Source organism: Sphingomonas faeni, assembly GCF_030817315.1.
GTDB lineage: Bacteria > Pseudomonadota > Alphaproteobacteria > Sphingomonadales > Sphingomonadaceae > Sphingomonas > Sphingomonas faeni_C.
Map to the genome: position 1 here is coordinate 2,781,388 of NZ_JAUSZF010000001.1, position 25,041 is coordinate 2,806,428.

Annotated in this window: 21 protein-coding genes and 3 pseudogenes; 12 read left to right on the forward strand and 12 right to left on the reverse strand. The window is 66.0% G+C overall.

From position 1 onward, the window contains the following. Positions 1-28: 28 nt before the first annotated feature. The gene (gene lgt / locus QFZ54_RS12920; protein WP_373458523.1) at positions 29-964 is read right to left on the reverse strand and encodes a prolipoprotein diacylglyceryl transferase; all 936 of its coding nucleotides are present in this window, start codon (positions 962-964) and stop codon (positions 29-31) included. Between the two features lie 37 nt (positions 965-1,001). On the opposite strand from lgt, the pseudogene QFZ54_RS12925 reads away from it, so the two are divergent. The 4 genes and pseudogenes from QFZ54_RS12925 (at position 1,002) to phbB (ending at position 6,815) form a co-directional block, all read left to right on the forward strand. After that, positions 1,002-2,706, forward strand: a pseudogene (locus QFZ54_RS12925) (class I adenylate-forming enzyme family protein). A gap of 159 nt (positions 2,707-2,865) precedes the next feature. After that, positions 2,866-5,055 (forward strand): xanthine dehydrogenase family protein molybdopterin-binding subunit, encoded by a 2,190-nt coding sequence (locus QFZ54_RS12930; protein WP_307087680.1) that lies wholly within the window; start codon positions 2,866-2,868, stop codon positions 5,053-5,055. After that, positions 5,052-6,059 (forward strand): ferrochelatase, encoded by a 1,008-nt coding sequence (gene hemH, locus QFZ54_RS12935; RefSeq protein WP_307087682.1) that lies wholly within the window; start codon positions 5,052-5,054, stop codon positions 6,057-6,059. The genes QFZ54_RS12930 and hemH overlap by 4 nt, the downstream gene beginning before the upstream one ends. A gap of 33 nt (positions 6,060-6,092) precedes the next feature. Next, entirely contained in the window at positions 6,093-6,815 is a 723-nt protein-coding gene (gene phbB, locus QFZ54_RS12940) for an acetoacetyl-CoA reductase (RefSeq protein WP_307087684.1), read from the forward strand. Positions 6,816-7,187: 372 nt separating this feature from the next. Here phbB and murA read toward each other — a convergent pair whose 3' ends face one another. Continuing rightward, positions 7,188-8,471: a UDP-N-acetylglucosamine 1-carboxyvinyltransferase gene (gene murA / locus QFZ54_RS12945; RefSeq protein ID WP_307087686.1), complete on the reverse strand. Its 1,284-nt coding sequence runs from the start codon at positions 8,469-8,471 to the stop codon at positions 7,188-7,190. Positions 8,472-8,722: 251 nt separating this feature from the next. Between murA and QFZ54_RS12950 the strand changes: the two are divergent. Both QFZ54_RS12950 and QFZ54_RS12955 read left to right on the forward strand, forming a co-directional pair. Next, positions 8,723-8,959: pseudogene (locus QFZ54_RS12950) on the forward strand (cyclic nucleotide-binding domain-containing protein); the annotation flags it as partial. A gap of 205 nt (positions 8,960-9,164) precedes the next feature. Next, the gene (locus QFZ54_RS12955; protein ID WP_307087687.1) at positions 9,165-9,407 is read left to right on the forward strand and encodes a helix-turn-helix domain-containing protein; all 243 of its coding nucleotides are present in this window, start codon (positions 9,165-9,167) and stop codon (positions 9,405-9,407) included. A gap of 37 nt (positions 9,408-9,444) precedes the next feature. Here QFZ54_RS12955 and clpS read toward each other — a convergent pair whose 3' ends face one another. From clpS to QFZ54_RS12970, 3 genes are all read right to left on the reverse strand, one after another. Then, positions 9,445-9,783, reverse strand: a complete 339-nt coding sequence (clpS, locus tag QFZ54_RS12960; protein ID WP_131587736.1) for an ATP-dependent Clp protease adapter ClpS — start codon at positions 9,781-9,783, stop codon at positions 9,445-9,447. A 178-nt stretch (positions 9,784-9,961) separates the two neighbouring features. Next, the gene (locus tag QFZ54_RS12965) at positions 9,962-10,693 is read right to left on the reverse strand and encodes a phasin family protein (RefSeq protein WP_307087688.1); all 732 of its coding nucleotides are present in this window, start codon (positions 10,691-10,693) and stop codon (positions 9,962-9,964) included. A gap of 102 nt (positions 10,694-10,795) precedes the next feature. Beyond that, positions 10,796-12,508 carry a PHA/PHB synthase family protein gene (locus QFZ54_RS12970; protein WP_307087690.1) on the reverse strand — a complete coding sequence of 571 codons (1,713 nt, stop codon included), beginning with the start codon at positions 12,506-12,508 and terminating at the stop codon, positions 10,796-10,798. 543 nt (positions 12,509-13,051) lie between these two features. On the opposite strand from QFZ54_RS12970, the gene QFZ54_RS12975 reads away from it, so the two are divergent. The 3 genes from QFZ54_RS12975 to QFZ54_RS12985 are packed head-to-tail and all read left to right on the forward strand — an operon-like array spanning position 13,052 to position 15,473. Continuing rightward, complete coding sequence (locus QFZ54_RS12975; protein WP_307087692.1) at positions 13,052-14,260, forward strand: LL-diaminopimelate aminotransferase; 1,209 nt, start codon at positions 13,052-13,054, stop codon at positions 14,258-14,260. An 11-nt stretch (positions 14,261-14,271) separates the two neighbouring features. Continuing rightward, the gene (locus QFZ54_RS12980; RefSeq protein ID WP_307087694.1) at positions 14,272-15,048 is read left to right on the forward strand and encodes a sulfite exporter TauE/SafE family protein; all 777 of its coding nucleotides are present in this window, start codon (positions 14,272-14,274) and stop codon (positions 15,046-15,048) included. Then, positions 15,048-15,473, forward strand: a complete 426-nt coding sequence (locus QFZ54_RS12985; RefSeq protein ID WP_307087695.1) for an acyl-CoA thioesterase — start codon at positions 15,048-15,050, stop codon at positions 15,471-15,473. Before QFZ54_RS12980 ends, QFZ54_RS12985 begins: the two co-directional genes overlap by 1 nt. Before the next feature lie 122 nt (positions 15,474-15,595). Here QFZ54_RS12985 and QFZ54_RS12990 read toward each other — a convergent pair whose 3' ends face one another. Then, positions 15,596-16,075: a winged helix-turn-helix transcriptional regulator gene (locus tag QFZ54_RS12990; RefSeq protein WP_307087697.1), complete on the reverse strand. Its 480-nt coding sequence runs from the start codon at positions 16,073-16,075 to the stop codon at positions 15,596-15,598. A 185-nt stretch (positions 16,076-16,260) separates the two neighbouring features. Here QFZ54_RS12990 and QFZ54_RS12995 point away from each other — a divergent pair, with 185 nt between their 5' ends. Further along, the gene (locus tag QFZ54_RS12995) at positions 16,261-18,366 is read left to right on the forward strand and encodes a RelA/SpoT family protein (RefSeq protein ID WP_307087698.1); all 2,106 of its coding nucleotides are present in this window, start codon (positions 16,261-16,263) and stop codon (positions 18,364-18,366) included. A 47-nt stretch (positions 18,367-18,413) separates the two neighbouring features. Continuing rightward, the gene (locus QFZ54_RS13000) at positions 18,414-19,451 is read left to right on the forward strand and encodes a glycosyltransferase family 2 protein (protein ID WP_307087700.1); all 1,038 of its coding nucleotides are present in this window, start codon (positions 18,414-18,416) and stop codon (positions 19,449-19,451) included. 199 nt (positions 19,452-19,650) lie between these two features. Here QFZ54_RS13000 and QFZ54_RS13005 read toward each other — a convergent pair whose 3' ends face one another. Together QFZ54_RS13005 and QFZ54_RS13010 are read right to left on the reverse strand one after the other, a co-directional pair. Beyond that, the gene (locus tag QFZ54_RS13005; protein WP_307087702.1) at positions 19,651-20,379 is read right to left on the reverse strand and encodes a class I SAM-dependent methyltransferase; all 729 of its coding nucleotides are present in this window, start codon (positions 20,377-20,379) and stop codon (positions 19,651-19,653) included. Positions 20,380-20,394: 15 nt separating this feature from the next. Next, the gene (locus tag QFZ54_RS13010) at positions 20,395-20,820 is read right to left on the reverse strand and encodes a GtrA family protein (protein ID WP_307087704.1); all 426 of its coding nucleotides are present in this window, start codon (positions 20,818-20,820) and stop codon (positions 20,395-20,397) included. 124 nt (positions 20,821-20,944) lie between these two features. On the opposite strand from QFZ54_RS13010, the pseudogene QFZ54_RS13015 reads away from it, so the two are divergent. After that, positions 20,945-22,733 (forward strand): annotated as a pseudogene (locus QFZ54_RS13015) (AcrB/AcrD/AcrF family protein). 136 nt (positions 22,734-22,869) lie between these two features. Here QFZ54_RS13015 and QFZ54_RS13020 read toward each other — a convergent pair. Genes QFZ54_RS13020 through QFZ54_RS13035 form a run of 4 tightly spaced genes read right to left on the reverse strand, consistent with a single transcriptional unit; the run spans position 22,870 to position 24,969 of the window. After that, the gene (locus QFZ54_RS13020; RefSeq protein WP_307087706.1) at positions 22,870-23,490 is read right to left on the reverse strand and encodes a MarC family protein; all 621 of its coding nucleotides are present in this window, start codon (positions 23,488-23,490) and stop codon (positions 22,870-22,872) included. Next, positions 23,487-24,362 (reverse strand): bifunctional methylenetetrahydrofolate dehydrogenase/methenyltetrahydrofolate cyclohydrolase FolD, encoded by an 876-nt coding sequence (gene folD, locus QFZ54_RS13025; protein ID WP_307087707.1) that lies wholly within the window; start codon positions 24,360-24,362, stop codon positions 23,487-23,489. Before folD ends, QFZ54_RS13020 begins: the two co-directional genes overlap by 4 nt. Next, on the reverse strand, positions 24,359-24,670 hold the full coding sequence (locus QFZ54_RS13030) for a DUF167 domain-containing protein (protein WP_307087708.1): 312 nt from the start codon (positions 24,668-24,670) through the stop codon (positions 24,359-24,361). The genes folD and QFZ54_RS13030 overlap by 4 nt, the downstream gene beginning before the upstream one ends. Then, entirely contained in the window at positions 24,667-24,969 is a 303-nt protein-coding gene (locus QFZ54_RS13035; RefSeq protein ID WP_093398362.1) for a YggT family protein, read from the reverse strand. Before QFZ54_RS13035 ends, QFZ54_RS13030 begins: the two co-directional genes overlap by 4 nt. Positions 24,970-25,041 lie beyond the last annotated feature (72 nt).

The window sequence follows — 25,041 nt, forward strand, 5'->3', positions numbered from 1 at the left end:
CCAACCCCTCCCGCAAGCGGAAGGGGAGCTAGGCGACGCTCTGCGTACCCGCGATCGACTCGACTCGCACCCGCCGCTTGGCCGACGTCGCGACCAGATACGCGCCGCCGAGAATCATCGGCACGCACAGCCACTGCCCCATGTGCAGCCCGGTAGACTCGGCAAAGGCCCGCAACTGCGAATCGGGCTCGCGGAAGAACTCCGCCGTGAACCGGGCGAGGCCGTATCCCAGCACGAACAGTCCGACGAGCTTGCCCGGATCATAGCGCGCCTTGGTCTTCCAGAACGCGAACCAGAGCAGCGCGAACAGGACTATGCCCTCCAGCCCCGCCTCGTACAGCTGGCTCGGATGCCGCGCCGGCTCGACCATCCCGAACGGCACGGTGCGCTCGAAGATGATCCCCCAGGCGACGTCGGTCGGCTTGCCCCACAGCTCGCCGTTGACGAAGTTCGCCAGCCGCCCGAAGAACAGCCCGAAGGGTACGCAGCACGCGATATAATCGTGCACGCGCAACCAGTTGAGCTGATGCTTCCGCGCAAACAGGATCAGCCCGATCGACGTGCCGATCACCCCGCCGTGGAACGACATGCCGCCGTCCCAGAGCCTGAATATCCGCAGCGGATGCAGGAACATTTCGGGCGCGTAGAAGATCACGTAACCGAGCCGCCCGCCGAGGATGATGCCGAGCGTCGCGTAGAACACCAGGTCGTCGGCATGCCGCCGCGCCATCGGTGCGCCGGGCTGTGCGAGCAGCTTCAGCAGATACCACCAGCCGAGCAGAATCCCGCCGATATAGGCAAGGCTGTACCAGCGCAGCGTGAAGAAGCCGATCGAGAAGACGTCGGGGTGGAGCCCCAGATCCTCGAAACGGATGTGACTGCCGACGGCAGGCGCTGCGGCGCCCGCAGCGGCGGTGATGGTCGACAGGATCAAAGGCTTTTCCCCACGCGTTCGCCCCTGCATAAAGAGCGATAACGATAAGACCAAGTAGGAGAGCGATATGCGGACCGAGCTGGACCTAGCTATGGATTCGACGATGGCCGCGCTGACCGCGCCCGACGGCATGCTGGCGCTCGGTTCTGTCGAGCGGTTCGGGGTGAAGCTGCCGACGATCGCCGCCGCGCCGCCCGCACTCAGCTATTATTTCGCACACTACGCCAAAGAGCACCGCGACGCCGTCTTCCTGGTATCGGGCGACGAGCGGCTGACGTTCGGCGAGGTCTACGCCGCCGCCGAGAGCACCGCGCGCGCGCTCGTCAACAGTTACGGCACAGCGAAAGGCGATCGGGTCGGCATCGCGATGCGCAATTCGCCGTCGTGGATCGTCCTCTACATGGGCATCGTCATGGCCGGCGGCGTCGCGACTCTGCTCAACGGCTGGTGGCAGGCGGAGGAGCTGGAAACGGCGATCGGCGAGGTCGATTGCGCTCTCGTGTTCGCCGATCTGCCGCGCGTGAAACGGCTCGCGCAGATCGCCGGCCTAGCCGCGCCGGTCGTCGAAATCGACGATTCGCGACCGCTTGCAGAAGCGCTCGCGGAGCTGTTGGCAAAAGACGACCACACCGCCGAGCTGCCTCTGCTCGGGCCCGAGGATCACGCGACGATCCTGTTCACCAGCGGTTCGACCGGCCAGTCGAAGGGGGCGCTGTCCGAACATCGCGCCGTCGTGCAGGGCATCTTCAATTATCTCGGCCAGGCGATGATGATGCTCGGAATCGCCACCGCGCAGGGCAATCCCCCGGTCGGCCAGCCGGTCACGCTGCTGACGATCCCGCTGTTCCACATCACCGGCGAAGTCCCCGTATTCCTCCAGAGCTTCGCGATGGGCCGCAAGCTGGTGCTGATGCCGAAATGGGATGTGGGCGAGGCGATGCGGCTGATCCAGGCGGAGGGCGTCACGTATTTCGTCGGCGTGCCCTTGATGAGCTTCGAGATCCTCAACCATCCGGACCGCGCCAAATACGACCTGTCGACCGTCACCGATTTCGCCGCGGGTGGCGCCCCGCGCCCGGTCGATCACGTCCGCCGCATCGACGAGGAGATGGCCGGTCCGGATGGCAAGGGGGGCGCACCGCTGATCGGCTACGGCCTGACCGAAACCAACGCGGTCGGCACCGGCAACTGGCGCAGCAACTACCTCGCCAAGCCCAATTCCGCCGGCCGCCCCGGCGCGCCGTTGGTCGACCTCGCGATCCTCGACGATGCCGGGCACCCGGTCGACCAGGGCCAGCGCGGCGAGGTCTGCATCCGCTCGATCTGCAACTTCAAGGAATATTGGAACCGCCCCGACGCGACCGCCGCCGCATTCACGTCGGACGGCTATTTCCGGACCGGCGACATCGGCTATCTCGACGAAGACGGCTATCTGTTCATCGTCGACCGCAAGAAGGACATCATCATCCGCGGCGGCGAGAACATCTCGTGCCAGGAGGTCGAGGCAGCGCTGTACGAGCATCCGGCAGTCGCAGAGGCCGCGGTGTTCGGCCTTGCGGACGAGCGCTTCGGCGAAGTCCCCGGTGCGGTGGTCGTGCCGCAGGACGGCGAGGTGCTGACATCGGACGACCTGAGCGCGTTCCTCCACCAGCACATCGCCGCGTTCAAGGTGCCGCAGCGGAATCTGGATTTCGGACGCCCCGCTGCCGAGGCTCGGAACTGAGAAGATCGACAAGGTCTCGCTCAAGGCCACCTACCGAGCGCTGGCTTAACGTCCCTGGCCCCTCCGGGGAGAGGGAGGGAGGAGCCGTAGGCGACGGAAGGGAAAGGGGCAGTGAGACTCCCGGCACGGTCCCGAAGACCCACTTCCCCTCATCCGACGCTGCCGCGCCACCTTCTCCCCGTGGGGGAGAAGGATTAGAGCGGTCAGCATGACGATCAGCAGGCGCGGATTACTGGTTGGCGGCGGCGCGGGGATCGGCCTCGTCGTAGCCTGGAGCCTCTGGCCCCGAACCTACGCCCCCAATCTCGTCGCCAACCCCGGCGAAACCCCGTTCGGCGCATGGCTCAAGATCGGCACCGACGGCCACGTCACCGTCGCCGTCCCACAGGTCGAACACGGCCAAGGCGTCTGCACTACCCTCCCCCAGATCGTCGCGGACGAGCTCGGCGCGGACTGGCGCACGATCGGCGTCGAGCCCGCCCCGATCAACCCGCTCTACGCCAACCCGATCGGCACGCACGACCTGTTCGAAGGCCTGTTCGACCGCCTCCCGGATGGCACCGCGCAGCCGCCGATGCTGACCGGCGGATCCAGTTCGATCCGGATGTTCGAGCAAGCCTGCCGCGAGGCCGGTGCAGGCGCCCGCGCGCTGCTCTGCATGGCAGCGGCCAAGCGCTGGGACGCCGACTGGACCCAAGTCGCCGTCGAGGCCGGCTTCTGCACATATCAAGCCAAGCGCATCCGCTTCGCCGAACTCGCCGAGGAGGCCGCGAAGTTCACGCTCCCCGACCCCCTCCCGCTCGGCATCCAGGGCGCGGGCAAGCTCGTCGGCAAGTCCGTACCCCGCCTCGACACGCCCTCGAAGGTTGACGGTTCGGCCAACTTCGCCGGGGACGTACGCCTCGCCGACATGGTCCACGCGGCGATCCGCCAAGGCCCGGTCGGCGGTCGCCTGACCAGGGTCGACCGCGCCGCTGCGGATCGCATCCGCGGCGTGCTCTCGGTGGTCGAGAACCCGCGCTGGGTGGCCGCAGTCGCGACGACAGGATGGGCCGCACAAAAGGCGCTCGACGCGCTGGCGCCACGGTTCGAGAACGACGCCCCGCTCCCGGACACAGAGTCGATCGACGCAGCGCTGGACGCCGCGCTCGCGCGTCCCGGCATGCGGATGGCAGAGACCGGAGACGTCGCCGCGACGTTCCAGGGCGCCAAGCTCGTCACCGCGACCTACCGCGCCGGTCTCGGCCTGCACGCAGCGATCGAGACCCGCAGCGCGACCGCCTCCTTCTCGAACGGCCGCCTCGAACTCTGGCTTGCGACTCAAGCACCCGGTCTTGCACGATCGGCGGCGGCGCGCGCGGCGAACCTCAGCGAGGATGCGGTCGTCGTCCACCCGATGCTGATCGGCGGATCGTTCGGCGCAGCACTCGAACACTACGTCGCCGAGCAAGCCGCCGTCCTCGCGCTCAAACTCCGCCGCCCGGTCAGCCTCGTCTGGTCGCGCGGCGAGGACTCGCTCCACGACCACTACCGCGCACCCGCGATCGCGAAGATGGCCGCACGGCTCGCCCCCAACGGCGCGATCATGGGCTGGAGCGCAAACATCGCCGCCCCCGCCACCGGCGCCGAGATGGCACGCCGCATGATGCCGGGGCTCGCCACCAAAGCCGCACTGATCGGCACCAAGGGCGATCGCTACGCCGTGGCCGGCGCAACGCCCGCCTACCGCATCCCCGCCTATGCGATCGACCACCACCCCGCCGAGATCGGCATCCCGACCGGCCACCTCCGCGGCGGCGCACACGGCTACACCGCGTTCTTCACCGAATGCTTCCTCGACGAACTCGCGCGCGCGGCCCAGTCCGAACCGATGTCGTTCCGCATCGGCATGCTCGGCGGCGAACCACGACTCGCTCGCTGCCTGTCGACCGCGGCGGCACTCGGCGGCTGGAACGGCGGCGTCGCCGGCAGCGGCCAGGGCATCGCGTGCCACGCCTTCCGCGGCAGCTACATCGCGGTTATGGCCGAAGCGCATACGGGCGCGGACCAGCGCCCGGTAATCGACCGGCTCGTCGCCGCGGTCGATTGCGGCGCGCTGATCAACCCCGACATCGTCCGCCAGCAGATCGAGGGCGGTCTGATCTTCGGCATAGCTTCCGCACTCGGCGCAACGACCGGCATCACTCGCGGGCTCGCCGACGCGCGCGGGTTCGACACGATCGCCCTGCCCCACCTCGCCGACACGCCCGACATCACCGTCGAGCTGATCCGCAGCGACGAAGCCCCCGGCGGCGTCGGCGAACTCGGCGTCCCCGCGGTCGCGCCGGCGATCGCCAATGCACTCTATGCGTCAACAGGCTTCCGCATCCGCAATTTGCCTTTAAGACCAGCGTCATGACCCTGCCCCCCGATCACCCCCCGATTCCCAAGCCCAAGATCGGCGTGTTGCTGATGAACCTCGGCACGCCCGATGGCCCCGATGCGAAATCGGTAAAGCGCTATCTCGGCGAGTTCCTGTCCGATTCGCGCGTCGTCGAAATTCCGCAGATCGCGTGGCAGCCGATATTGCGCGGCATCATCCTCAACACCCGCCCGAAAAAGTCCGCGCATGCTTATTCGCAAGTCTGGCGCGAGGACGGCTCGCCGCTCGCTGCGATCACCCGGTTGCAGGCGGCGGCGCTGAAGGATGCGTTCGGACCGGAAGTGCTGGTCGACTGGGCGATGCGCTACGGCAATCCGTCGATCGCGGACCGGTTGACCGCGATGAAGGCGGCGGGCTGCGAACGCATCCTGCTCGCGCCACTCTATCCGCAATATTGCGCAGCAACTACCGCGACGGCGAACGACAAGGCGTTCAAGCATCTCGCCGGGCTGCGCTGGCAGCCGGCGATCCGGACGTTGCCGCCTTACTATGACGACACGCTCTATATCGACGCGCTGAAGAACTCTCTTGAAGAGGGGCTTTCCGCGCTCGATTTCACCCCCGATGCGATCGTCGCCAGCTTTCACGGGATGCCGAAGCGGACGTTGCAGCAGGGCGATCCCTACCACTGCCACTGCCAGAAAACTGCGCGATTGCTCGGCGAATGCATGGGCCGCGAGTTGACGATCGCGTTCCAGTCGCGGTTCGGGCCGCAGAAATGGCTGGGGCCGGCGACCGACGAGACGCTGGTGGCGCTCGCCAAGGCCGGCAAGACCAAGGTCGCGATCTTCGCACCCGGCTTCTCCGCCGACTGTTTGGAGACGCTAGAGGAACTGTCGATCCGCGGACGCGAGAGCTTCGAGGAAGCTGGCGGCACGCACTTCGCTTATCTCCCCTGCCTCAACGACAGCCCCGTCGGCGTGGAAATGTTGCGCAGCATTTTGGCACGCGAGCTTGAAGGATGGGTGCGGGCTGGCTAGCCTTCCGCAAAAGGCTGAACCTAGGAGAGACTGATGGCACGCGTCGCAATTGTAACCGGTGGTACGCGCGGAATCGGCGAAGCGATCAGCCTCGCATTGCAGGACATGGGCCTGACCGTAGCGGCAACCTATGCCGGCAACGACGAGCGTGCGCGGGAGTTCACCGAGCGCACCGGGATCAAGGCGTATAAATGGGACGTCGCCGACTACGACGCGTGCCAAGCCGGCTGCGCACAGGTCGCCGCCGATCTGGGCGATGTCGATATCGTCGTGAACAACGCCGGCATCACCCGCGACGGCACGATCCTGAAGATGACGTACCAGGATTGGAAAGAGGTGATGGACACCAATCTCGGCGGTTGCTTCAACATGGCCAAGGCGGTGTTCCCGGGCATGCGGACGCGCAAATGGGGGCGGATCGTCAACATCGGCTCGATCAACGGCCAGGCCGGGCAATACGGCCAGGTAAACTATGCTGCGGCCAAGTCCGGCATTCACGGCTTCACGAAAGCCTTGGCGCAAGAAGGCGCGCGTGCCGGCGTAACGGTCAACGCGATCGCACCGGGCTATATCGATACGGACATGGTGGCGGCGGTGCCGGCCGACGTGTTGGAGAAGATTGTGGCCAAAATCCCGGTCGGGCGCTTGGGCCAGGCGACCGAGATCGCGCGCGGCGTGGCGTTTCTGTGCTCGGAAGAGGGCGGGTTCGTGACCGGGTCTACGCTGAGCATCAATGGTGGGCAGCACATGTACTGACGGGCGCAGGCAGCGCAAAACGCTGCCGTTGCCCGCAGCGAAGCGAGGCGGGCAGCGCCCGGCACGGCCGGCGGGTCGGCTAGGCCGAACCCGTCCGACGGCGGCTTTGCCGGCGGCGCCGAGTAGATGTCTATCGGGCTACCAAGGCCGGTCTTGCTTGATCCTGGGCCCCCGCCTTCGCGGGGGAACAGCAAGGTTAGCGCTGCTTCAACAGAACCACCGGAAGACGCCTCGTAACCTACTCCCTCTCCCCTCCGGGGAGAGGGTCGGGGTGAGGGGCGGCCAAGCAGTGCATCGCCCGGAACAGCCCCTCACCCAACCCTCTCCCCGGAGGGGAGAGGGCTACCCCGCTAAAATCAGGTCACCAAGACCTCACCCGTCGCTAGCACGCTCGATATCCGCCCCAACCGCGCTCAATTTCTCCTCCAACCGCTCATACCCACGGTCGAGGTGGTAAACCCGACCCACCGACGTCTCGCCATCCGCCGCCAACCCGGCCAGGATCAAGCTCATCGAAGCCCGCAGATCGGTCGCCATCACCGGCGCCCCGACCAGCTTGTCGACCCCGCGTACCACCGCGGTCCGCCCCCGCACCTGGATATCCGCTCCCATCCGCGCCAACTCGGGCACGTGCATGTAGCGGTTCTCGAAGATCGTCTCGGTCAGCACGCTGGCGCCATCCGCCTTGCACAGCATCGCCATGAACTGCGCCTGCATATCGGTCGCGAAACCGGGGTAAGGCGCGGTCGAAAGCGTCAGCGGCTTCAGCTTGCCGTCCGAGGCGATGCGGACGCCGTCCTTTGTCGGCGTGACCGATACGCCGGCCTCGACCAGCGCATCGATCGTCGCGCCCATGTCCGGGATCGCCACGCCGACCAGCTCCAGGTCGCCACCCGTAATCGCCGCGGCGCACGCGTAACTGCCCGCCTCGATCCGGTCGGGCATGACCGCATAGGTCGCGCCGTGCAGCCGGTCGCGGCCCTCGATCGTCAGCGTCTCGGTGCCGATCCCGTCGATCGAGGCGCCCATCGCGACGAGGCAGTTGCAGAGGTCGACGATCTCGGGCTCACGCGCGGCATTCTCGATCACGCTCGTCCCCTTGGCGAGCACCGCCGCCATGACAACGTTCTCGGTCGCGCCGACCGACACGATCGGGAAACGGAAGCGCCCGCCCGGCAGGCGTCCACCCGGCGCGATCGCCTTCACATAGCCCGCCGCCATCTCCAGTTCGGCACCAATCGCTTCCAATGCGCGCAGATGGAGGTCGATCGGCCGATTGCCGATCGCGCAGCCGCCCGGCAGCGACACCGTCGCCTCGCCGCCACGGCCGAGCAGCGGCCCGAGCACCAGGATCGACGCGCGCATCTTCCGCACGATGTCGTACGGCGCCTCGGTCGAGGTGAGGTTACCCGCGCGGATCGTCATCACCCGGCCGAAATCCTCCGGCCGCGTCCCCTGGATCGCGGTCGACGCGCCAAGCTGGTTGAGCAGATGGCCGAAGCCGTCGACATCCGCCAGCCGCGGCAGGTTGCGCAGCGTCAGCGGCTCTTCGGTCAGCAGCGCGCACGGCATCAGCGTGAGCGCGGCGTTCTTCGCGCCGGAAATGGGCAAGCGCCCGGACAGGCGATTGCCGCCGCGAATGAGAATACGGTCCATCGCCGGTGTCTATCGCGGCTGGCGATCCGCGCAAGGGCCCCTTGGCGATCGGGCGATCGGCGGACGCTACCCGAGGACGAGTCCCGCGTTGGGACCGAGCGCTCTCGTCCGAAGCGCTAACGCCCCCCGCTTGATCGACTTTAATGCGCGGAAATCTTAGCTTTGCTCTGTGGTTCTCTAACATCGGGGACCATTACAGAGTGCCGCACAGCTGCTTCGCCGACCGCGTCGGCGATCTCGTCGACCTGTCGATGAACGAAAAGGCTGCGCTAGCGCGGTTGGAGGACCGCCCGCGAGACTTGCGTCGCGGTGCCGTCCTCGTGCGCGAGAACGACCCGCAGGCCGAACTCTTCATCCTCCAACGCGGCATGGCAATGAGCTATGTGCTGCTAGACGACGGCAGCCGCCAGATCCTGCGCTTCCTCTACGCCGGCGACATGCTGGCGGTCTCGGCTCTGGTGTACCGCGATTCGCCTGAGACGGTGGTCGCGCTGACGGATTGCACGGTCTGTTCGTTCGATCGGTCGGCGATGACCGGGCTCGTCACCGATCACCCGCGGTTGTCGGCGCTGATCATGGTGATGAACCAGATGGAGAAGGTCGCGCTGACCGACCGTCTCGCCGCGCTGGGCCGAACCTCGGCAAGAGGCCCGGATCGCCGCGCTGCTGTTCGAAATGCGCAACCGATTGCGGATGCGCGATCGCGCGATGGGCAACAGCTTTACACTAGGGCTGACGCAGGAGGAAATCGGCGACGCAACCGGCCTCACCGCGGTCCATGTCAATCGCATGCTCCGGCAACTCGAGGAAGACGGCCTGATCCGCCGCGAAATGGGCCGGGTGACATTGCTCAACGAGATGCAACTTGCGCAGGCGGCGAATTACATCGACCGGTTCGACGGACTAGACCTGCGCTGGCTTCCCCCCGCACGGTAAACTACGCTTCGCTCCCCCCGCCGAGAGGACCATCAAGTCACGCCTTCTCGAGAGTACATTGCAGCGGGTGCTGGTTCTGGCGGGCGAAATCCATGACCTGCGACACCTTGGTCTCGGCCACCTCGTAGCTGAACGTGCCACAGACCCCGACGCCCTTCTGATGCACATGGAGCATCACGCGAGTCGCCGCCTCCATATCCATCCGGAAGAACCGCTGGAGGCACAGCACGACGAATTCCATCGGCGTATAGTCGTCGTTGAGCATCAGCACGCGGTACGGCGTCGGCTGTTTGGTCTTCGCGCGCGTCTTGGTCGCGATGCCGGCGCCAGTGCCGTCATTGCCATCTTCGCCACCATCGTCGCGGCGCTCGGCCATCATTGCGGCCAGCTTCAATTCGGGGGTCAACACCATGCTGCCAAAATATGGCATGCCGGGGGGCAAGGGCAAGGGGGCGCCCGCAATCGCCATGCGAAAACGAAGCGCAAAAGGGGCGACGGTCGCATGACGGCCGCCCCTTTCGTGTCGCACTACCCGAAGGCGGCGCGCAATCGACTTACGACGAGATCTTCATCTTGTCGGTCGCGACCGCAACGCGGTTCGAGATCGGCTGCGCGAACTCGCCGAACATCTTCAGCATCCGCTCGGTCGAGCGCGAACCCTCGGCGATCATCGTGTCGAACGCGGTGCGCGCGTAATCGCCCTGGAGCTTCATGAACTCGGTCGGCGACTTGGCAGCGGCGAGCGTCTTGGCGGCTTCGGTCGCGCTCTCGAACGAGGTCTTGGCGTACTCGGCCGCTTCCTGGCCGAGCGCCTCGACGTTCTTCGCGGCGATCTTCGACGATTCGACCAGCGCCTCGATGTTGCCCTTGCCGAATGCGACGAAATCTTCCGCCATCTTCGCCGACTTCTCCATCGCGCCCTTGGCCTGCTCATTGAACTCGGCGGTGTTCGCGCCCGTGAAGAGGGCCTTGGTCTTCTCGGTGATGCTCTGGATCGTTTCCATCGTGGCGTCCTTTGTTTCGCTGGCTAGGGTTTCGCTAGCTGGGATCCCCGTTGGCGCGGTGGCCGGAATCGGGGCGGGAATGTCCGGGTGCGGCGATACAAAAGCAGCCGCGAGAGGTTGAGGTACCGACGTCTTGGCGATCGGCTCGGGTGCCGGTTTCGCCGGCTTGGCGACAGTCCGGGCGGAGGCTTTGGCGGTCGCGGCCTTCACGGCAGCCACCGGTTTCGCGGCGGCGGCAAGCTTCGAACCGGCCTTGGCCGTCCGTTTCACGATATCCACCATCCACGCACCTCTCTTCGGAGTTATGTCGCGGTCTTTGTACACGATTTGTGGCGCCGCACAATTAAATTGTGCAGTGCACCATGACGTTAACGGAAGGTAGCGCTACCGGGTTTTGACATACTCGCCGGGGGCATCGCCAAGGGCCGCAAGCGCCCCCGCGCCGGGTTGCCTAACCCCTTCCGCTGAAACGATTTTGGGATCCAAGGCGCGCAACCATTCGATCCAGTCGGGCCACCAGCTTCCCTTGGTCTCCGTCGCCCCCGCGACGAAGTCCTCCAGCGTCGTATGCGCCGATGCATTGGTCCAAAACTGATACTTCCCCGCAGCCGGCGGGTTCACGACCCCGGCAATGTGCCCCGATCCCGCGAGCACGAACTTCAACGGACCGGCGAACAGCTGCGTCAGCTTCCAGACGCTTTCCGCCGGCGCGATATGATCCTCGCGCCCAGCCTGGACATAGCTCGGCGTCCTGACCTTGGTGAGATCGAGCGGCGTCCCGTCCACACTGATCGCACCCGGCTGCACCAGCAGATTATCGCGGTACAGGTCGGTCAGATAGCTCAAATGCCATTTCGCCGGCAGGTTGGTGGTGTCGCCGTTCCAGTGGAGCAGGTCGAACGGCACGTAATCCTGCCCCAGCAGGTAGTTCTGCGTGACGTAGTTCCAGATCAGGTCGCGCCCGCGCAGCAGGTTGAACGCCGTCGCCATATAGCGCCCGTCGAGGAACCCGTCGGGCGACAACGACGCGACCATCTTAAGCTGCTCGTCGTCGATGAAATGCTGCAACTCGCCCGCCTGCGCGAAATCGACCTGGGCTGTGAAGAACGTCGCGCTCGCCACCTTTTCTGCCTGCCCGCGTGCGGTCAGCAGCGCGAGTGTCGCGGCCAGCGTCGTTCCCGCTACGCAATAGCCGATCGTATGCACCGCCGGCACGTCGAGCGCGTCGCGGACGGTGTCGATCGCATCGACCTGCGCGCCGACATAATCGTCCCAGACGACATCCTTCATGCTCGCGTCGGCGGATTTCCAGGACACCATGAACACCGTGATGCCCTGCTCGACCGCCCAGCGGATGAAGCTCTTCTCCGGCGTCAGGTCGAGAATGTAGAACCGGTTGATCCACGGCGGGAAAATCACGAGCGGCGTCGCCAGCACCTTGTCGGTGGTCGGGCTGTATTGAATGAGCTCGTAAAGCGGCGTGCGCTTGACCACCTTGCCCGGCGTCATCGCCAGGTTGCGGCCGAGTTCGAACGCGCCCTCCGGCGTATGCGTCACCTGCCCGCGGGCAAGATCCGCCATCATGTTCTGCAGACCTTTCAGCAGATTCTCGCCCCGCGTCTCGATCGTCTTCTCGATTACCTGCGGGTTGGTCAGCGCGAAATTGGTCGGGCTCATCGCGTCGACGAACCCCTTGGTCGCGAACCGCAACTGCTCCTTCTGCTTCGGGTCGAGCCCGTCGATCGCCTCGACGCCGCGGAGCATGTGATCGCCAATAAGCTGATAGCTCTGCCGGATCAGGTCGAACACGGGTTCGCGCCACTGCGGCGCCTTGAAGCGCTTGTCGGTGACGGGGGCGGGCTCGGGCGCCTTGGCCGGATCGAGAAACCGCTGCCACAGAGTCAGGCTCTCACTCCAGAAATCGCGCGCGCGCTCCAGCGCGGCGGGGTCGGTGAAGCCTGGGATCGCAGGGATCGCCTCGGGCTTGGGCTGCATCGCCGCCAAGCCCTGCTCCATCATCATCTGCTGCGCACGCCCCATCACCCAGGTCCAGTGCTGGAGATCGGGAAGGGTCGGGGTAGGAGGAGTTTCGGCCATGACGTCCTCTGCTTTTCCCGGAGCTTAGCCGAGCGATCGGCCAAGCGGAAGCGGGGTGGTCGCTGGCGCAAAGTCCCGTCGTCACATCGTCCCGTCATCCTGACGAAAGTCAGGACCCAGTGTTACGAGCGCAGGCGTTTGCGGCTCTGGGTCCTGACTTGCGTCAGGATGACGGAGTTTTCTGGCGTCGCTCGTCCTCGCCAACCACCACGCCGCCTCGCCAACCACCGCGCCGCCTCGCCAACCACCGCGCCGCCTCGCCAACCACCGCGCCGCCTCGCCAACCACCGCGCCGCCTCCCAACCACCGCGCCGCCTCCCAACCACCGCGCCGCCTCCCAACCACCTCCCCGGCGAAGGCCGGGGCCCAATTGGGCGACGGCGCTGATGAACGGCGCGCTTTGTTACCACGACCTTTCCAATTGGACCCCGGCCCCCGCCGCGGAGGTACTCGGCAAACCTTTCGCCCCCCCCGACGAATGAGGCGGATGACGCCTCCCCTCACCTGCGGTACAGCACCCGCTCCTCCAGCTTGAGGCTGATCATGTCCGAAGACTTCTACCGCATCAAACGCTTGCCCCCCTATGTCATCGCCGAAGTGAACGCGATGCGGGCGGCGGCGCGCGCGGGCGGGGAGGACATCATCGATCTCGGCATGGGCAATCCCGATTTGCCGCCGCCCGAGCACGTCATCGAGAAGCTCGTCGAAGTCGCGCGCAAACCGAGTGCGCACGGCTATTCGCAGTCGAAGGGCATTCCCGGCCTGCGGAAAGCGCAGGCGAACTATTACGGCCGCCGCTTCGGGGTCGACGTCGATCCCGAGACCGAGGTCGTCGTCACGATGGGCTCGAAGGAAGGCCTCGCCAGCCTCGCCACCGCGATCACCGCGCCCGGCGACGTCGTGCTCGCGCCCAACCCATCCTATCCGATCCACACCTTCGGCTTCATCATCGCCGGCGCCACGATCCGCGCGGTGCCGACGACCCCGGACGAGGCATATTTCGAGAGCCTCGAGCGCGCGATGGCGTTCACCGTGCCCCGCCCGTCGATCCTGGTCGTCAACTATCCGTCGAACCCGACGGCGGAGGCTGTCGATCTCGCCTTCTACGAGCGCCTCGTCGCGTGGGCGAAGGAGAACCAGGTCTGGATCATCTCCGACCTGGCCTATTCGGAGCTCTATTACGACGGCAATCCGACCCCCTCGATCCTCCAGGTGCCGGGCGCGAAGGACATCGCGATCGAGTTCACGTCGCTCAGCAAGACCTATTCCATGGCCGGCTGGCGGATTGGCTTCGCGGTCGGCAACAAGACGCTGATCGCGGCGATGAGCCGGGTAAAGAGCTACCTCGATTACGGCGCGTTCACGCCGATCCAGGCCGCCGCCTGTGCCGCGTTGAACGGTCCGCAGGACATCGTCGAACGCAATCGCCTGCTGTATCACAAGCGCCGCGACGTCATGGTCGAGAGCTTCGGCCGCGCCGGCTGGGACATCCCGAGCCCTCGCGCATCCATGTTCGCCTGGGCCCCATTGCCGCCCGCGCTCGCGCATTTAGGTAGCCTTGAGTTCACCAAACAATTGCTGACTCACGCGCACGTCGCGGTGGCCCCAGGCGTGGGCTACGGCGAAAACGGCGAGGGCTATGTGAGGATCGCGATGGTCGAGAACGAACAGCGGCTCCGTCAGGCGGCGCGCAACGTGAAGAAATACCTCCAGTCCATGGGCGTAAACACGCCCGCGCGCGGCGCTGGCTGACCTTCGCCAGCGTGGATATCAATCCGTTATATTCGGTGGCCGGCGTGCTCGTCGGCCTCATCGTCGGGCTGACGGGTGTCGGCGGCGGGTCGCTGATGACGCCGCTGCTGGTACTCGTCTTCGGCTTCCATCCCGCCACCGCGGTCGGCACCGACCTGCTCTACGCCTCGGCGACCAAGACGGTGGGGACGACGGTGCATGGCTGGCGCGGCACGGTCGACTGGCGCGTGGTGCGCCGGCTGGCGACCGGCAGCGTCCCCGCCGCGATCGCGACGTTGCTCGTGCTCAACCACCTCGGCGAAAGATCCTCCGACACCGGCCACGCGATCACCGTCGTGCTCGGCATCACGCTGATCCTGTCGGCGGTCGCGACGTTCTTCCGCGGCAAGATCGTCGCATGGCTGACCCCGCGGATCGGCACGGTCGGCGGTGAACGCCAGGCGATGCTGACGATCCTGCTCGGCGCCGTCCTCGGCGTGCTGGTCTCGCTCACCTCGGTCGGTGCCGGCGCACTGGGCATGACCGCACTGTTGATCCTCTACCCGACGCTGCCGATCAACCGGCTGGTCGGCTCCGACATCGCGCACGCGGTGCCGCTGACGTTGCTCGGCGGGATCGGCCACTGGATTCTCGGCTCGGTCGACGTCGACCTGCTCGTATCGCTGCTGATCGGCTCGATCCCCGGCATCATCGTTGGCAGCCTGATCGCCACGCGCGTCTCGGACCGCGTGCTGGTCCCGGTTCTCGCGACCGTGCTGGCGATCGTCGGCGTTCGGCTGATCTTCTGATGCGGCCCGGCTTCGCCTTCTCGACCAAATTCCGCGTGCGCTACGCCGAAATCGACGGCCAGCGCATCGTCTTCAACTCGCGCTATCTCGAATATGCCGACGTCGCGGTGACCGAGTTCTGGGAATGGACAGGGATCGCCGAAGCTCTGCCTGACGTCTGGCCGACCACCGAGTTCAACGTCCGCCGGACGGAGATCGACTACCTCAAGCCGTTCCGCCTGGGAGATACGGTGGAAGCGTTCGTGCGGATCGAGAAGCTAGGCACGACAAGCCTGACGAAGCGCTTCGAACTGGCGCATGCGGAGACGGGCGAGTTGCACACGGTGATCACAATGGTCAGCGTCCACGTCGATCTGGAAACAGGGCGGCCCGTGCCCCTTCCCGACGCGATCCGCACCGTGCTGGGATCGCTACCAAGCCACTAACACAACGGTCCCCCCTCCCTGAAAGGGAGGGGTAGGGGGTGGGTCGGCCCATTGCCGAGCGAAAGCACCAGCCCCAAACCGACCCACCCCCAGCCCCTCCCTTCCAGGGGGGAGCAGTGAAGTTACTCCGCCGCCTCAGCCGCCACGCCATCCCCGGCAACTTCCCCAGGCAGCGCCCAGATCAGATCCCCCTTCGCCAGCACGCGCCCATCATGCGCCCGCACCGACACCGGCTGCAAAGGCCGCCGATCGCGCGCATCGACCAAAATCGGAAACGCCGGCACGCACGTCTCCCACCGCTCGCCCCACTGCCGGAGCGCGATCATCGTCGGCAACAGCGCGAAACCCTTGTCGGTCAGTCCGTAGGCGATCTTGCGCCGATCCTCCGGGATGGGCTGTCGCTCCAGGATACCGTGCTCGACCAGCCGCGCCAGCCGGTTCGCCAGGATGTTTCGTGCGATGCCGAGTTCCGACTGGAACTCCTCGAAATGATGGAGGCCGTTGAACGCCGCGCGGAGGATCAGGAACGACCAGCGCTCGCCCATCGCCTCCAGCGCGGCGGGCAGGCTGCATTCCAGCAATGGTTCGCGCAATTTGCCCATCACGTCATCCTCGTCCGTGGGCGAACGTACCGCATAACCCGGAGAAGCGAAACGCCTCGGTTATCCTGCGTTATACGCCACTGACCCAACGAATGGATGACGCACCCCTTGGATGCATCCACTAGATCACAGTGATGGGACGCTTTTTGTTGCCAAAACTCCTCGTACGGCCCCATCTATGAACTGTGTTGCGCCAATATGAACTGGTCGATCGCGTCCTCGACTACGATCCCGACGCCGACGAGGCGCTGCTGAACCGCGCCTATGTCTTCTCGATGCAGGCGCACGGGTCGCAGAAGCGTGCGAGCGGCGATCCATATTTCAGCCATCCGATCGAGGTGGCCGGCATCCTCACAGACCTGCACCTCGACGCGGAGACGATCGCCACCGCGATCCTCCACGACACGATCGAGGACACGGTCGCGACGCCCGAGGAGATCGAGCGGCTGTTCGGTGCTTCGGTCGCGCGCCTCGTCGACGGCGTCACCAAGCTTTCGAAGATCGAAGCACAGACCGAAAACGAACGCGCCGCCGAAAACCTCCGCAAATTCCTCCTCGCGATGTCCGACGACATCCGCGTACTTCTCGTTAAACTTGCCGACCGCCTCCACAACATGCGCACGCTGCACCACATCGCCAAGCCCGAGAAGCGCCGTCGCATCGCCAAGGAGACGATGGACATCTACGCGCCGCTCGCCGAGCGGATCGGCATGTACGAGTTCATGCGCGAGATGCAGTCGCTGGCGTTCGAACAGCTCGAGCCAGAAGCGTCGGAATCGATCAATCGTCGCCTCGAACAGCTGAAGAAGGGCGACGGCGACCGGATCGCCAAGATCGCGTCGGGACTGAAGCTGGTGCTGTCGCGCGCCGGCGTCGAAGCGGATATTTCGGGGCGCGAAAAACACCCCTATTCGATCTTTCGGAAAATGTCCGAACGCCACATCAGCTTCGAACAACTGTCGGACGTGATGGCGTTCCGCGCGATCGTGCCCACAGAGGAGGATTGCTACCGGGTACTCGGGATCATCCACCAGCGCTGGCCGATGGTGCCGGGACGGTTCAAGGATTACATCTCGACGCCGAAGCGCAACGGCTATCGGTCGCTCCACACGTCGGTGATCCACGCCGACAGCGCGCGGATCGAGATCCAGATCCGTACCGCCGACATGCATGCACAGGCCGAGTTCGGCCTCGCCGCGCACTGGGCGTACAAACAGCAGATCAACGGCAGCGATCGTCAGGTGAGCTGGATCCGCGACCTCGTCGAAATCCTCGACACCGCCGAGAGCCCGGAAGAGCTGCTCGAGCACACGCGGATGGCGATGTACACCGATCGCATCTTCGCGTTCACGCCGAAGGGCGAGCTGATCCAGCTGCCCAAGGGGGCGACCTCGATCGATTTTGCGTACGCGGTGCACACCGATCTCGGCGACCAGGCGGTCGGCGCGAAGGTCAACGGCCGCGTCGTGCCGCTGTCGACGGTGATCGAGAATGGCGACCAAGTACAGATCCTGCGCTCGAAAGGCCAGTCGCCGCAGCCGCAATGGCTGAACGTCGCGACCACCGGCAAGGCGCTCGCCGCGATCCGTCGCCATCTGCGTCAGAAGGAGCGGGTCGAGCAGACTGCGCTCGGCCAGACGCTGTACGAGGATATCGTCACCCGCCTGCCCGCGCAGATCGGCACCGATGCGCTGAGCCACGCGCTGAAGCGGCTGAAACTGCCCGACGAATCGTCGCTGATGGTCGCGATCGCGCGGCGGACCTTGTCCGATGCGGCAGTGATGGAGGCGCTGATGCCGGGCTCGGCGGGTGCGGACGTGGCGCATGCGCTGGCGCCGCAATCGAGCGCGATCTCGATCAAGGGGTTGACCCCAGGCGTCGCCTACGATCTCGCGACGTGTTGCCATCCAGTGCCGGGCGACCGGATCGTCGGGTTGCGTCGGCCGGATGCGGGGATCGAGGTGCATGCGATCGACTGCCGCGTGCTCGCCGAGCTTGCCGAACGCTCCGAGAACGAGACCGACTGGGTCGACGTGGCGTGGGGCGACGAGACCGAGGGTGCGGTCGCGCGGATTTCGGTGATGGTGAAGAACGAGCCGGGCTCGCTCGGCATCGTCTCGACGATCATCGGCGGGCACAAGGCCAACATCATCAACCTGCGGCTCGATACGCGCGACAAGAGCTTCCACACCAACGAGATCGACGTCGAGGTGCACGACGTGCAGCAGCTGATGCGGCTGATGGCCGGGCTGCGTGCGGCGGATGCGGTGCATACCGTGGAGCGCGTGTAGAAACATCCGACGATGACGGCGGGCGCGACGGACGCTAGACGGGGGCGATGAACCGTCCAGCCCTTTCGATCCCGGCCCTTTCAATCGTCGTCCCCTGCTATAACGAGGCCGCGTGCCTCGACATCCTGCACGCGCGCATTTCCGGCGCGGCGAAGGTCGCGGTCGGTGACGATTACGAGATCGTCCTGATCAACGACGGCTCGCGCGACGATAGCTGGAGCGTGATGCAGCGCCTCGCCGCCGCCGATCCGCGGCTGGTCGCGATCAACCTGTCGCGCAACCACGGCCACCAGCTGGCGCTGACCGCCGGCCTGGACCTGTGCGCCGGCGAGCAGATCCTGATCATCGACGCCGATCTCCAGGACCCTCCCGAACTGCTGTCCGACATGCGCGCGGCGATGGCGGCGAGCCAGGCCGACGTGGTGTATGCGGTCCGCCGCCGGCGCGCAGGCGAGACGGTCTTCAAGAAGGCCACCGCCGCCGCGTTCTACCGTCTGCTGACGCGGATGACCGAGACGCCGATCCCGCTCGACACCGGCGACTTCCGCCTGATGAGCCGGCGCGCTCTGGATGCGTTCCTGTCGCTTCCCGAACAGGCCCGCTTCATCCGCGGCATGGTCGCGTGGATCGGCTTCCGCCAGGTCCCCTTCCCCTACGACCGCGCCGAGCGGTTGGCGGGCGAGACGAACTACCCGCTGGCGAAGATGATCCGCCTCGCGTTCGACGCCGTCACCGGCTTCTCCACTGCTCCCTTGCGCTTTGCCAGCCATGCCGGGCTCGCGCTGACCGGCGTCTCGCTGCTCCTGTTCGTCTATATCGCGATCGGCTGGCTCTCGGGGAGCGCGGTGCAGGGCTGGACCTCGACGATGCTCGTGACCGTGTTCCTGGGCGCGGTGCAGATGTTCGTGCTGGGGATGATCGGCGAGTATCTTGGGCGGCTGTACGTCGAGTCGAAGCGTCGGCCGCTGTATATCGTCGCGGATGTGGCGGGCCCGATCCAGGGGAAGGCGACCTTGGGGTTTCGCGCGGAGCCGGTGGACGTGGTGCGGTTGCCTGACGCGTCACTTCCCATCCGCACCGACTGACGAAAACCGCTCACCCGATTCTTGAACCACCCCAATCCCCGAACCACCCCGGCGAAGGCCGGGGTGGTGTTTGGAGGCGCGCTCCAGATCCCCCCTCCCGTTCGTGCTGAGCGAAGTCGAAGCACCTGAGCGCGAGGCCTGTCCTTCGACTTCGCTCAGGACGAACGGATTAGGGAACGGGGAGGATCGCGAAGCAAGCTTACCGCGGCACCGCCAGCGTTACGATCGACACCCCCGGCGTCATCGGCACGCGGCCGACCAAATGGCGCTCAAGTCGAAAGATCTTCTCGAACAGCGCATTCACCAGCTTCGGCGGCGGTGAGTCGTCGCTGTCGTCGCGCCCCGTCATTCGCCCGGCAATCCGCGCCGCTGCCGCCAGCGGGAACAGCAGCGAGTTGAAATAGCCGAGCTTCTCCGGCTTCAGCCCCGCCGTCTCGATCGCCGACTTCAGCGTCGCCTTCGAATACCGACGATGGTGATGGTTCACGACGTCATGCGCGCTCCACAGCCACGCATGCGCCGGCACAGCGATCAGGATCTTGCCGCCGGGCGCGAGGCAATCGGCCATCGCCTTCAGCGCGGCGACGTCGTCCTCGATATGCTCGACCACGTCGAGCACCGCGATCAGGTCGTAATGCTTGCGGGGCACGCCGGGGAGTTCGGGCAAGGGCGCCGCGCCGACGGGCTTGCCCAGCCGTTCGCTGGCGATCTCGCGTGCGGCGGGGTCGATCTCGGTCGCGTCGATCTCGCCGAACTCGGCGAGCATCGGCAGGTTATGCCCGGTGCCGCAGCCGATCTCGAGGATCTTCGCATTCTTCGGCAACGCGCCGTAGCGGGTCAGGTAATCGGCGAGGATGTCGCGGCGCGCGCGGTACCACCAGTGCGTGGAATCGTGGGCGGCCATCCGGTCGTAGACGATGCGGTCCATTACTTGTCGGCCATTTCAGTTGAAAACCCAGAGACGGTTGAGCACGAAGCTCAGGATCGCGGCAAGAAGAACGGCGGGAACCAGCGGGATCCACGGGTGCAGATGAAGCAGCGCGGTGCCGATCCAGGTGATGACCGCGTTGAGACTCAGCCCCGCGGCCTGGACGATCACGAACTTGAAATGCCGCCCTGCCCCCGGTTCCTTGGCGTGCCCCTTGAAGCTCCAGCGGCTGTGCAGGAAGAAGCCTACCACCACCGCGACGGCAAATGCGAACGGCACCGCGGCGACCGCCTGGCGCGGCGGGAAGACATAAGCGGTCAGCGGCAGGTAGACGAGCGAATAGACGACGCTGGAAATACCGCCGGCAATCCCGAAGCGCACGAGCTGGCCGAGCACGCCGCTCGCCCGCATCTGCTCCATGTGTCGCCAAATCGCCTGCATGCCCGCCTTGTTCTTTACCCTCCGGCGATCGCGCCGGTGCCTTGTTCTTTACGGGCACCGCGATAGAGCGACGCTTGAGATACGCCCGCGCATCTAGAGTGCGTGCGGGCTGGAGGAAAGCGTTTTGGATCAGGCACCACTTCAGCGGCGGACGTTGCTGGACGAACTCGATCGGCATTGGATCGCGCTGACGCTGCTCGCGTGGGTGGCGGTGGCGGCGTGGTCGATGTTCGATCGCTGGGGTCAGATTCGCTGGCTGTCGCTCGGCGATACCGACGACAACATGCGGCTGATGCAGGTCCGCGCGCTGCTCGATGGCCAGGGCTGGTACGATCTGCGCAACTATCGCCTGAACCCGCCGGTCGGCTTCGACATCCACTGGAGCCGCATCGTCGACCTGCCGATCGCGGGGCTGATCCTGTTCTTCCGGCTGTTCGTGGGTAATAGCTGGGCGGAGCGGCTCGCGTGCGGGATCGCGCCGCTGTTGCCGCTGTCGATCGCGATGCTCGGCATCGGCGCGACCGTGCGGCGACTGATCAGCCCTTACGCTTGGCCACTTGCCGTCGTCATCATGGTCGGTGCGACCGGCACGATGCTGATGTTCATGCCCGAGCGGATCGATCATCACGGCTGGCAGCTAGCCATGCTGAGCCTGACGGTCGCCGGGCTGTGCGATACGAACGGGCGTCGCGGTGGCGCGATGGTAGGGCTCGCGAGTGCGGTGTCGCTGTCGATCGGGCTCGAACTGCTGCCCTATGCCGCCATGGCGGGGGCGATCATCGCCCTGCGCTGGGTGTGGGGACCGGTCGGAGGCGGAGCGGCTGTCGATCTATGCGCTGACGCTTGGCGGAGGGAGCACGCTGGGGTTCGCGCTGTTCGCGTCGAACGCCAACCAGGCGATGCGATGCGATGCGCTGACGCCGGTGTGGTTGAGCGTGATGATCGCGGCGGGGATGTTGCTGTTTTTGCTCGCGCGGTTTGGGCCGGCTTCGCGGGGGGCTCGGCTTGCGCTGGCGGTTGTTGCGGGTGCGGCGATCGTTGCCGGCTTTGCGTTGGTGTTTCCGCAGTGTCTTGGGCGGCCCGAGGGGATCTCGCCCGAGTTGCAGCGCAACTGGCTGGACAATGTCCGCGAGGCCAAGCCGATCTACAAGCATAGTTTCCGGGTCGGGTTCGCGCTGGCGACGCTGCCGATCATCGGATTGATCGGAGCGATCCTTGCCGCCTGGCGTGCGCGTCGCGACGACCGTGCGGTCGGCTGGGCGGCGGTGGCGCTGTTCACCGCGTTCGCGTGCGCGATGCTGTTGTGGCAGGTCCGCGCGGGGCCGGCAGCGCAGTTGCTGGCGATTCCAGGGGCTACCGCGCTCGGGTGGCTGATCCTGCCGCGGTTGCTCGGCAATCGGTCGGTGGCGGTGCGCGTGCTGGGGACGGTCGGCGCTTTCCTGATCGTGTCGGGGCTGTTTGCCGGGATGCTGATCCAGTATTTCCCGATCGACCGGCCGAAGCCGTATGAGAAGCGCGTCAATTCGGCGACGGGCAACTGCCTGCGGACGACCGTGCTGCTCGCGCTGGACAAATATCCCGCGCAGACCGTGTTCACGTTCGTGGACATGGGGCCGCGGCTGATCACGATCACGCATCACGACGCGATCGCGGGGCCGTATCACCGCAATGGCGATGCTATCCTAGATGTGCAGCACGCGTTCGGCGGGACACCGGACCAGGCGCATGCGATCATAAAACGGCATGGCGCGACGATGCTGCTGCTGTGCCCGAACGCGGCGGAATCGACCAACTACAAGGCGCGCAGCCCCAAGGGGTTCTATGCGCAGATGGCGAATAATCAGGTGCCGGCGTGGATGACGCCGCTACCGCTCCCCGCGAAGTCGCCGCTGCGGTTGTTCAAGGTGGACTGAACCCCCGTCATACCCGCGGAGGCGGGAACCCATATCCTCTGAAGTCAGTGATAGATCACACGGTCAGCCAGTATGGGTCCCCGCCTTCGCGGGGATGACGGCCAGCGCGGGGATGACGGCTGGAGTTACGGGGGACTTAGCGCAGCACCTCGGTCAGGCCGTCGATCACGAACTGCACCGCCAGCGCGGCCAGCAGCACGCCGAGCAACCGCGTGATCACCGCCTCGATCTTCGCACCCAGGATCCGCATGATTGGCCCCGCCGCGAGCAGTGCGACCAAGGTCAGCAGCAGGATCGTCACCATCGCGCCGAGCACGACCGCCGAGCGCTCGAGCCCGCTGTTGCGGCTCATCAACAGCATCACCGACGCGATCGAGCCGGGCCCTGCGATCATCGGCATCGCCATCGGGAAGATCGAGACGTCCTCGACCTCGGGATCGTTCGCGACCTTGGCGGCGCGGTCCTCGCGGCGCTCGGTACGCTTTTCGAACACCATTTCCAGCGCGATCAGGAACAGCATGATGCCACCGGCAATGCGGAAGCTGGCGAGGCTGATGCCGAGGCCCTTGAGCAGCGCCTCGCCGAACAGCGCGAACACGAACAGGATCGCCGCAGCCACGCCGACCGCGCGCATTGCCATCGCTCGCTTCTGCACGGTCGAGGCACCTGCCGACAGCCCGGCATAGATCGGCGCGCAGCCCGGCGGATCGATGACCACGAAGAACGTGATCAGCGACGAGATATAGAGTTCGATCATAGGCCGGCCTCGTTGACCGTAACGCTTTCGCGACGGCCTGCCGAGACCAATGTGTTGCGGAGCAGGCAGGCGATCGTCATCGGCCCCACCCCGCCCGGCACCGGCGTGATCGCCCCCGCGACGTCGACCGCGCTCGCGAAGTCGACGTCGCCGACGAGGCCCGCGTCGACGCGGTTGATGCCGACGTCGATGACGGTCGCGCCGGGCTTGAGCCAGTCGCCCTTGATCATCTGCGGGATGCCGACCGCGGCCACGACGATGTCGGCGCGGCGGATGTGCGCGGGCACGTCCTGCGTGCGGCTATGCACGACGGTCACGGTGCAGCTTTCGCGGAGCAGCAGTTGCGCCATCGGCTTGCCGACGATGTTGGAGCGGCCGACGACGACCGCCTCGAGCCCGCTCAGGCTCGGCAGCACGCTCTTCAACAGCATCACGCAGCCGAGCGGGGTGCAGGGGACGAAGCCCGGCAGGCCGGTTGCGAGGCGGCCGGCGTTGATCGGGTGGAAGCCGTCGACGTCCTTATCGGGGTGGATCGCGGCGATCACCGCCTGCTCGTCGATATGTTTCGGCAGGGGCAATTGGACGAGGATGCCGTCGATCGTCGGGTCGGCGTTGAGCGTCGCGACCAGCGCGAGCAGGTCTTCGGCGGGGACGTCGGCGGGGAGCCGGTGCTCGATGCTCTCCATCCCGGCCTCGCGCGTCGCCTTGCCCTTCGATCGGACATAGACGTTCGAGGCGGGGTCCTCGCCGACCAGCACCACGGCAAGGCCGGGCGCGCGACCTGCCTGTGCCCTGAAGGCGGTGACGCCGTCTGCGATACGGGCCCGGAGGCCGGCGGCGAAGGCCTTGCCGTCGATGATGGTCGCGCTCATGCCCGCGGCCCATAGAGCGCGGACGCGATTTCCGCCAGCGTAGTGGAGTCTCCGGCGATGTGCAGGCGCTTCAAGCGAGCGGTGTCGCCGGAGATTATCGTTACCGCGCGCTTGGGTACGCCGAAAGTCTTGGCGACGAGGGCGACCAGCCCGGCGTTTGCGGCGCCATCGACGGGAGCGGCTGCCAGTCGCGCGGCGAAATGCTCGGGCGTTCCGGCGGCGAGCGCGTCGCGACCGCCGCGCGGGGTTACCCGGACGGCGATCGCGAGGCCGTCATCGACCGCGCGCCAAGCTGCCGGCCCGATCAATAGGCCGCGACGAGGTAGTTCTGCGCGATGTTCGGGATGACGATGTTGGTCAGGATGTAGAGGATCAGCAGCACGACCAGCGGCGACAGATCGAGCGCGCCGAAATCGGGGAGGATGCGGCGGATCGGGCGATACAGCGGCTCGGTGATCTTCTGCAGCGCGTTCCACACCGTGCGGACGAAATCGCTGTGCGTGTTGATGACGTTGAACGCGATCAGCCACGACAGGATCGCCTGGATGACGATGACCCACCAGACGAGGTTGAGCAGCAACTGGACGATCTGAAGAAGGGCGATCAAGGCAAGGGTCTCCGCTGGTGTATTGCCGATATAAGGTGGCGGGGGGAGAACGAGAAGCCCTGTGGTGTCACT

Bases quoted from the DNA above. Each gene is read 5' to 3' on its own strand.
- QFZ54_RS12965 (WP_307087688.1), bottom strand. From the start codon at position 10,693: ATGGTGGATATCGTGAAACGGACGGCCAAGGCCGGTTCGAAGCTTGCC.
- phbB (WP_307087684.1), top strand. From the start codon at position 6,093: ATGGCACGCGTCGCAATTGTAACCGGTGGTACGCGCGGAATCGGCGAA.
- QFZ54_RS12930 (WP_307087680.1), top strand. From the start codon at position 2,866: ATGACGATCAGCAGGCGCGGATTACTGGTTGGCGGCGGCGCGGGGATC.
- QFZ54_RS12990 (WP_307087697.1), bottom strand. From the start codon at position 16,075: ATGGGCAAATTGCGCGAACCATTGCTGGAATGCAGCCTGCCCGCCGCG.
- clpS (WP_131587736.1), bottom strand. From the start codon at position 9,783: ATGGCCGAGCGCCGCGACGATGGTGGCGAAGATGGCAATGACGGCACT.
- murA (WP_307087686.1), bottom strand. From the start codon at position 8,471: ATGGACCGTATTCTCATTCGCGGCGGCAATCGCCTGTCCGGGCGCTTG.
- QFZ54_RS12955 (WP_307087687.1), top strand. From the start codon at position 9,165: ATGCGCGATCGCGCGATGGGCAACAGCTTTACACTAGGGCTGACGCAG.
- lgt (WP_373458523.1), bottom strand. From the start codon at position 964: ATGCAGGGGCGAACGCGTGGGGAAAAGCCTTTGATCCTGTCGACCATC.
- folD (WP_307087707.1), bottom strand. From the start codon at position 24,362: ATGAGCGCGACCATCATCGACGGCAAGGCCTTCGCCGCCGGCCTCCGG.
- hemH (WP_307087682.1), top strand. From the start codon at position 5,052: ATGACCCTGCCCCCCGATCACCCCCCGATTCCCAAGCCCAAGATCGGC.
- QFZ54_RS13000 (WP_307087700.1), top strand. From the start codon at position 18,414: ATGAACCGTCCAGCCCTTTCGATCCCGGCCCTTTCAATCGTCGTCCCC.
- QFZ54_RS13005 (WP_307087702.1), bottom strand. From the start codon at position 20,379: ATGGACCGCATCGTCTACGACCGGATGGCCGCCCACGATTCCACGCAC.
- QFZ54_RS12975 (WP_307087692.1), top strand. From the start codon at position 13,052: ATGTCCGAAGACTTCTACCGCATCAAACGCTTGCCCCCCTATGTCATC.
- QFZ54_RS12985 (WP_307087695.1), top strand. From the start codon at position 15,048: ATGCGGCCCGGCTTCGCCTTCTCGACCAAATTCCGCGTGCGCTACGCC.
- QFZ54_RS13020 (WP_307087706.1), bottom strand. From the start codon at position 23,490: ATGATCGAACTCTATATCTCGTCGCTGATCACGTTCTTCGTGGTCATC.
- QFZ54_RS12970 (WP_307087690.1), bottom strand. From the start codon at position 12,508: ATGGCCGAAACTCCTCCTACCCCGACCCTTCCCGATCTCCAGCACTGG.
- QFZ54_RS13010 (WP_307087704.1), bottom strand. From the start codon at position 20,820: ATGCAGGCGATTTGGCGACACATGGAGCAGATGCGGGCGAGCGGCGTG.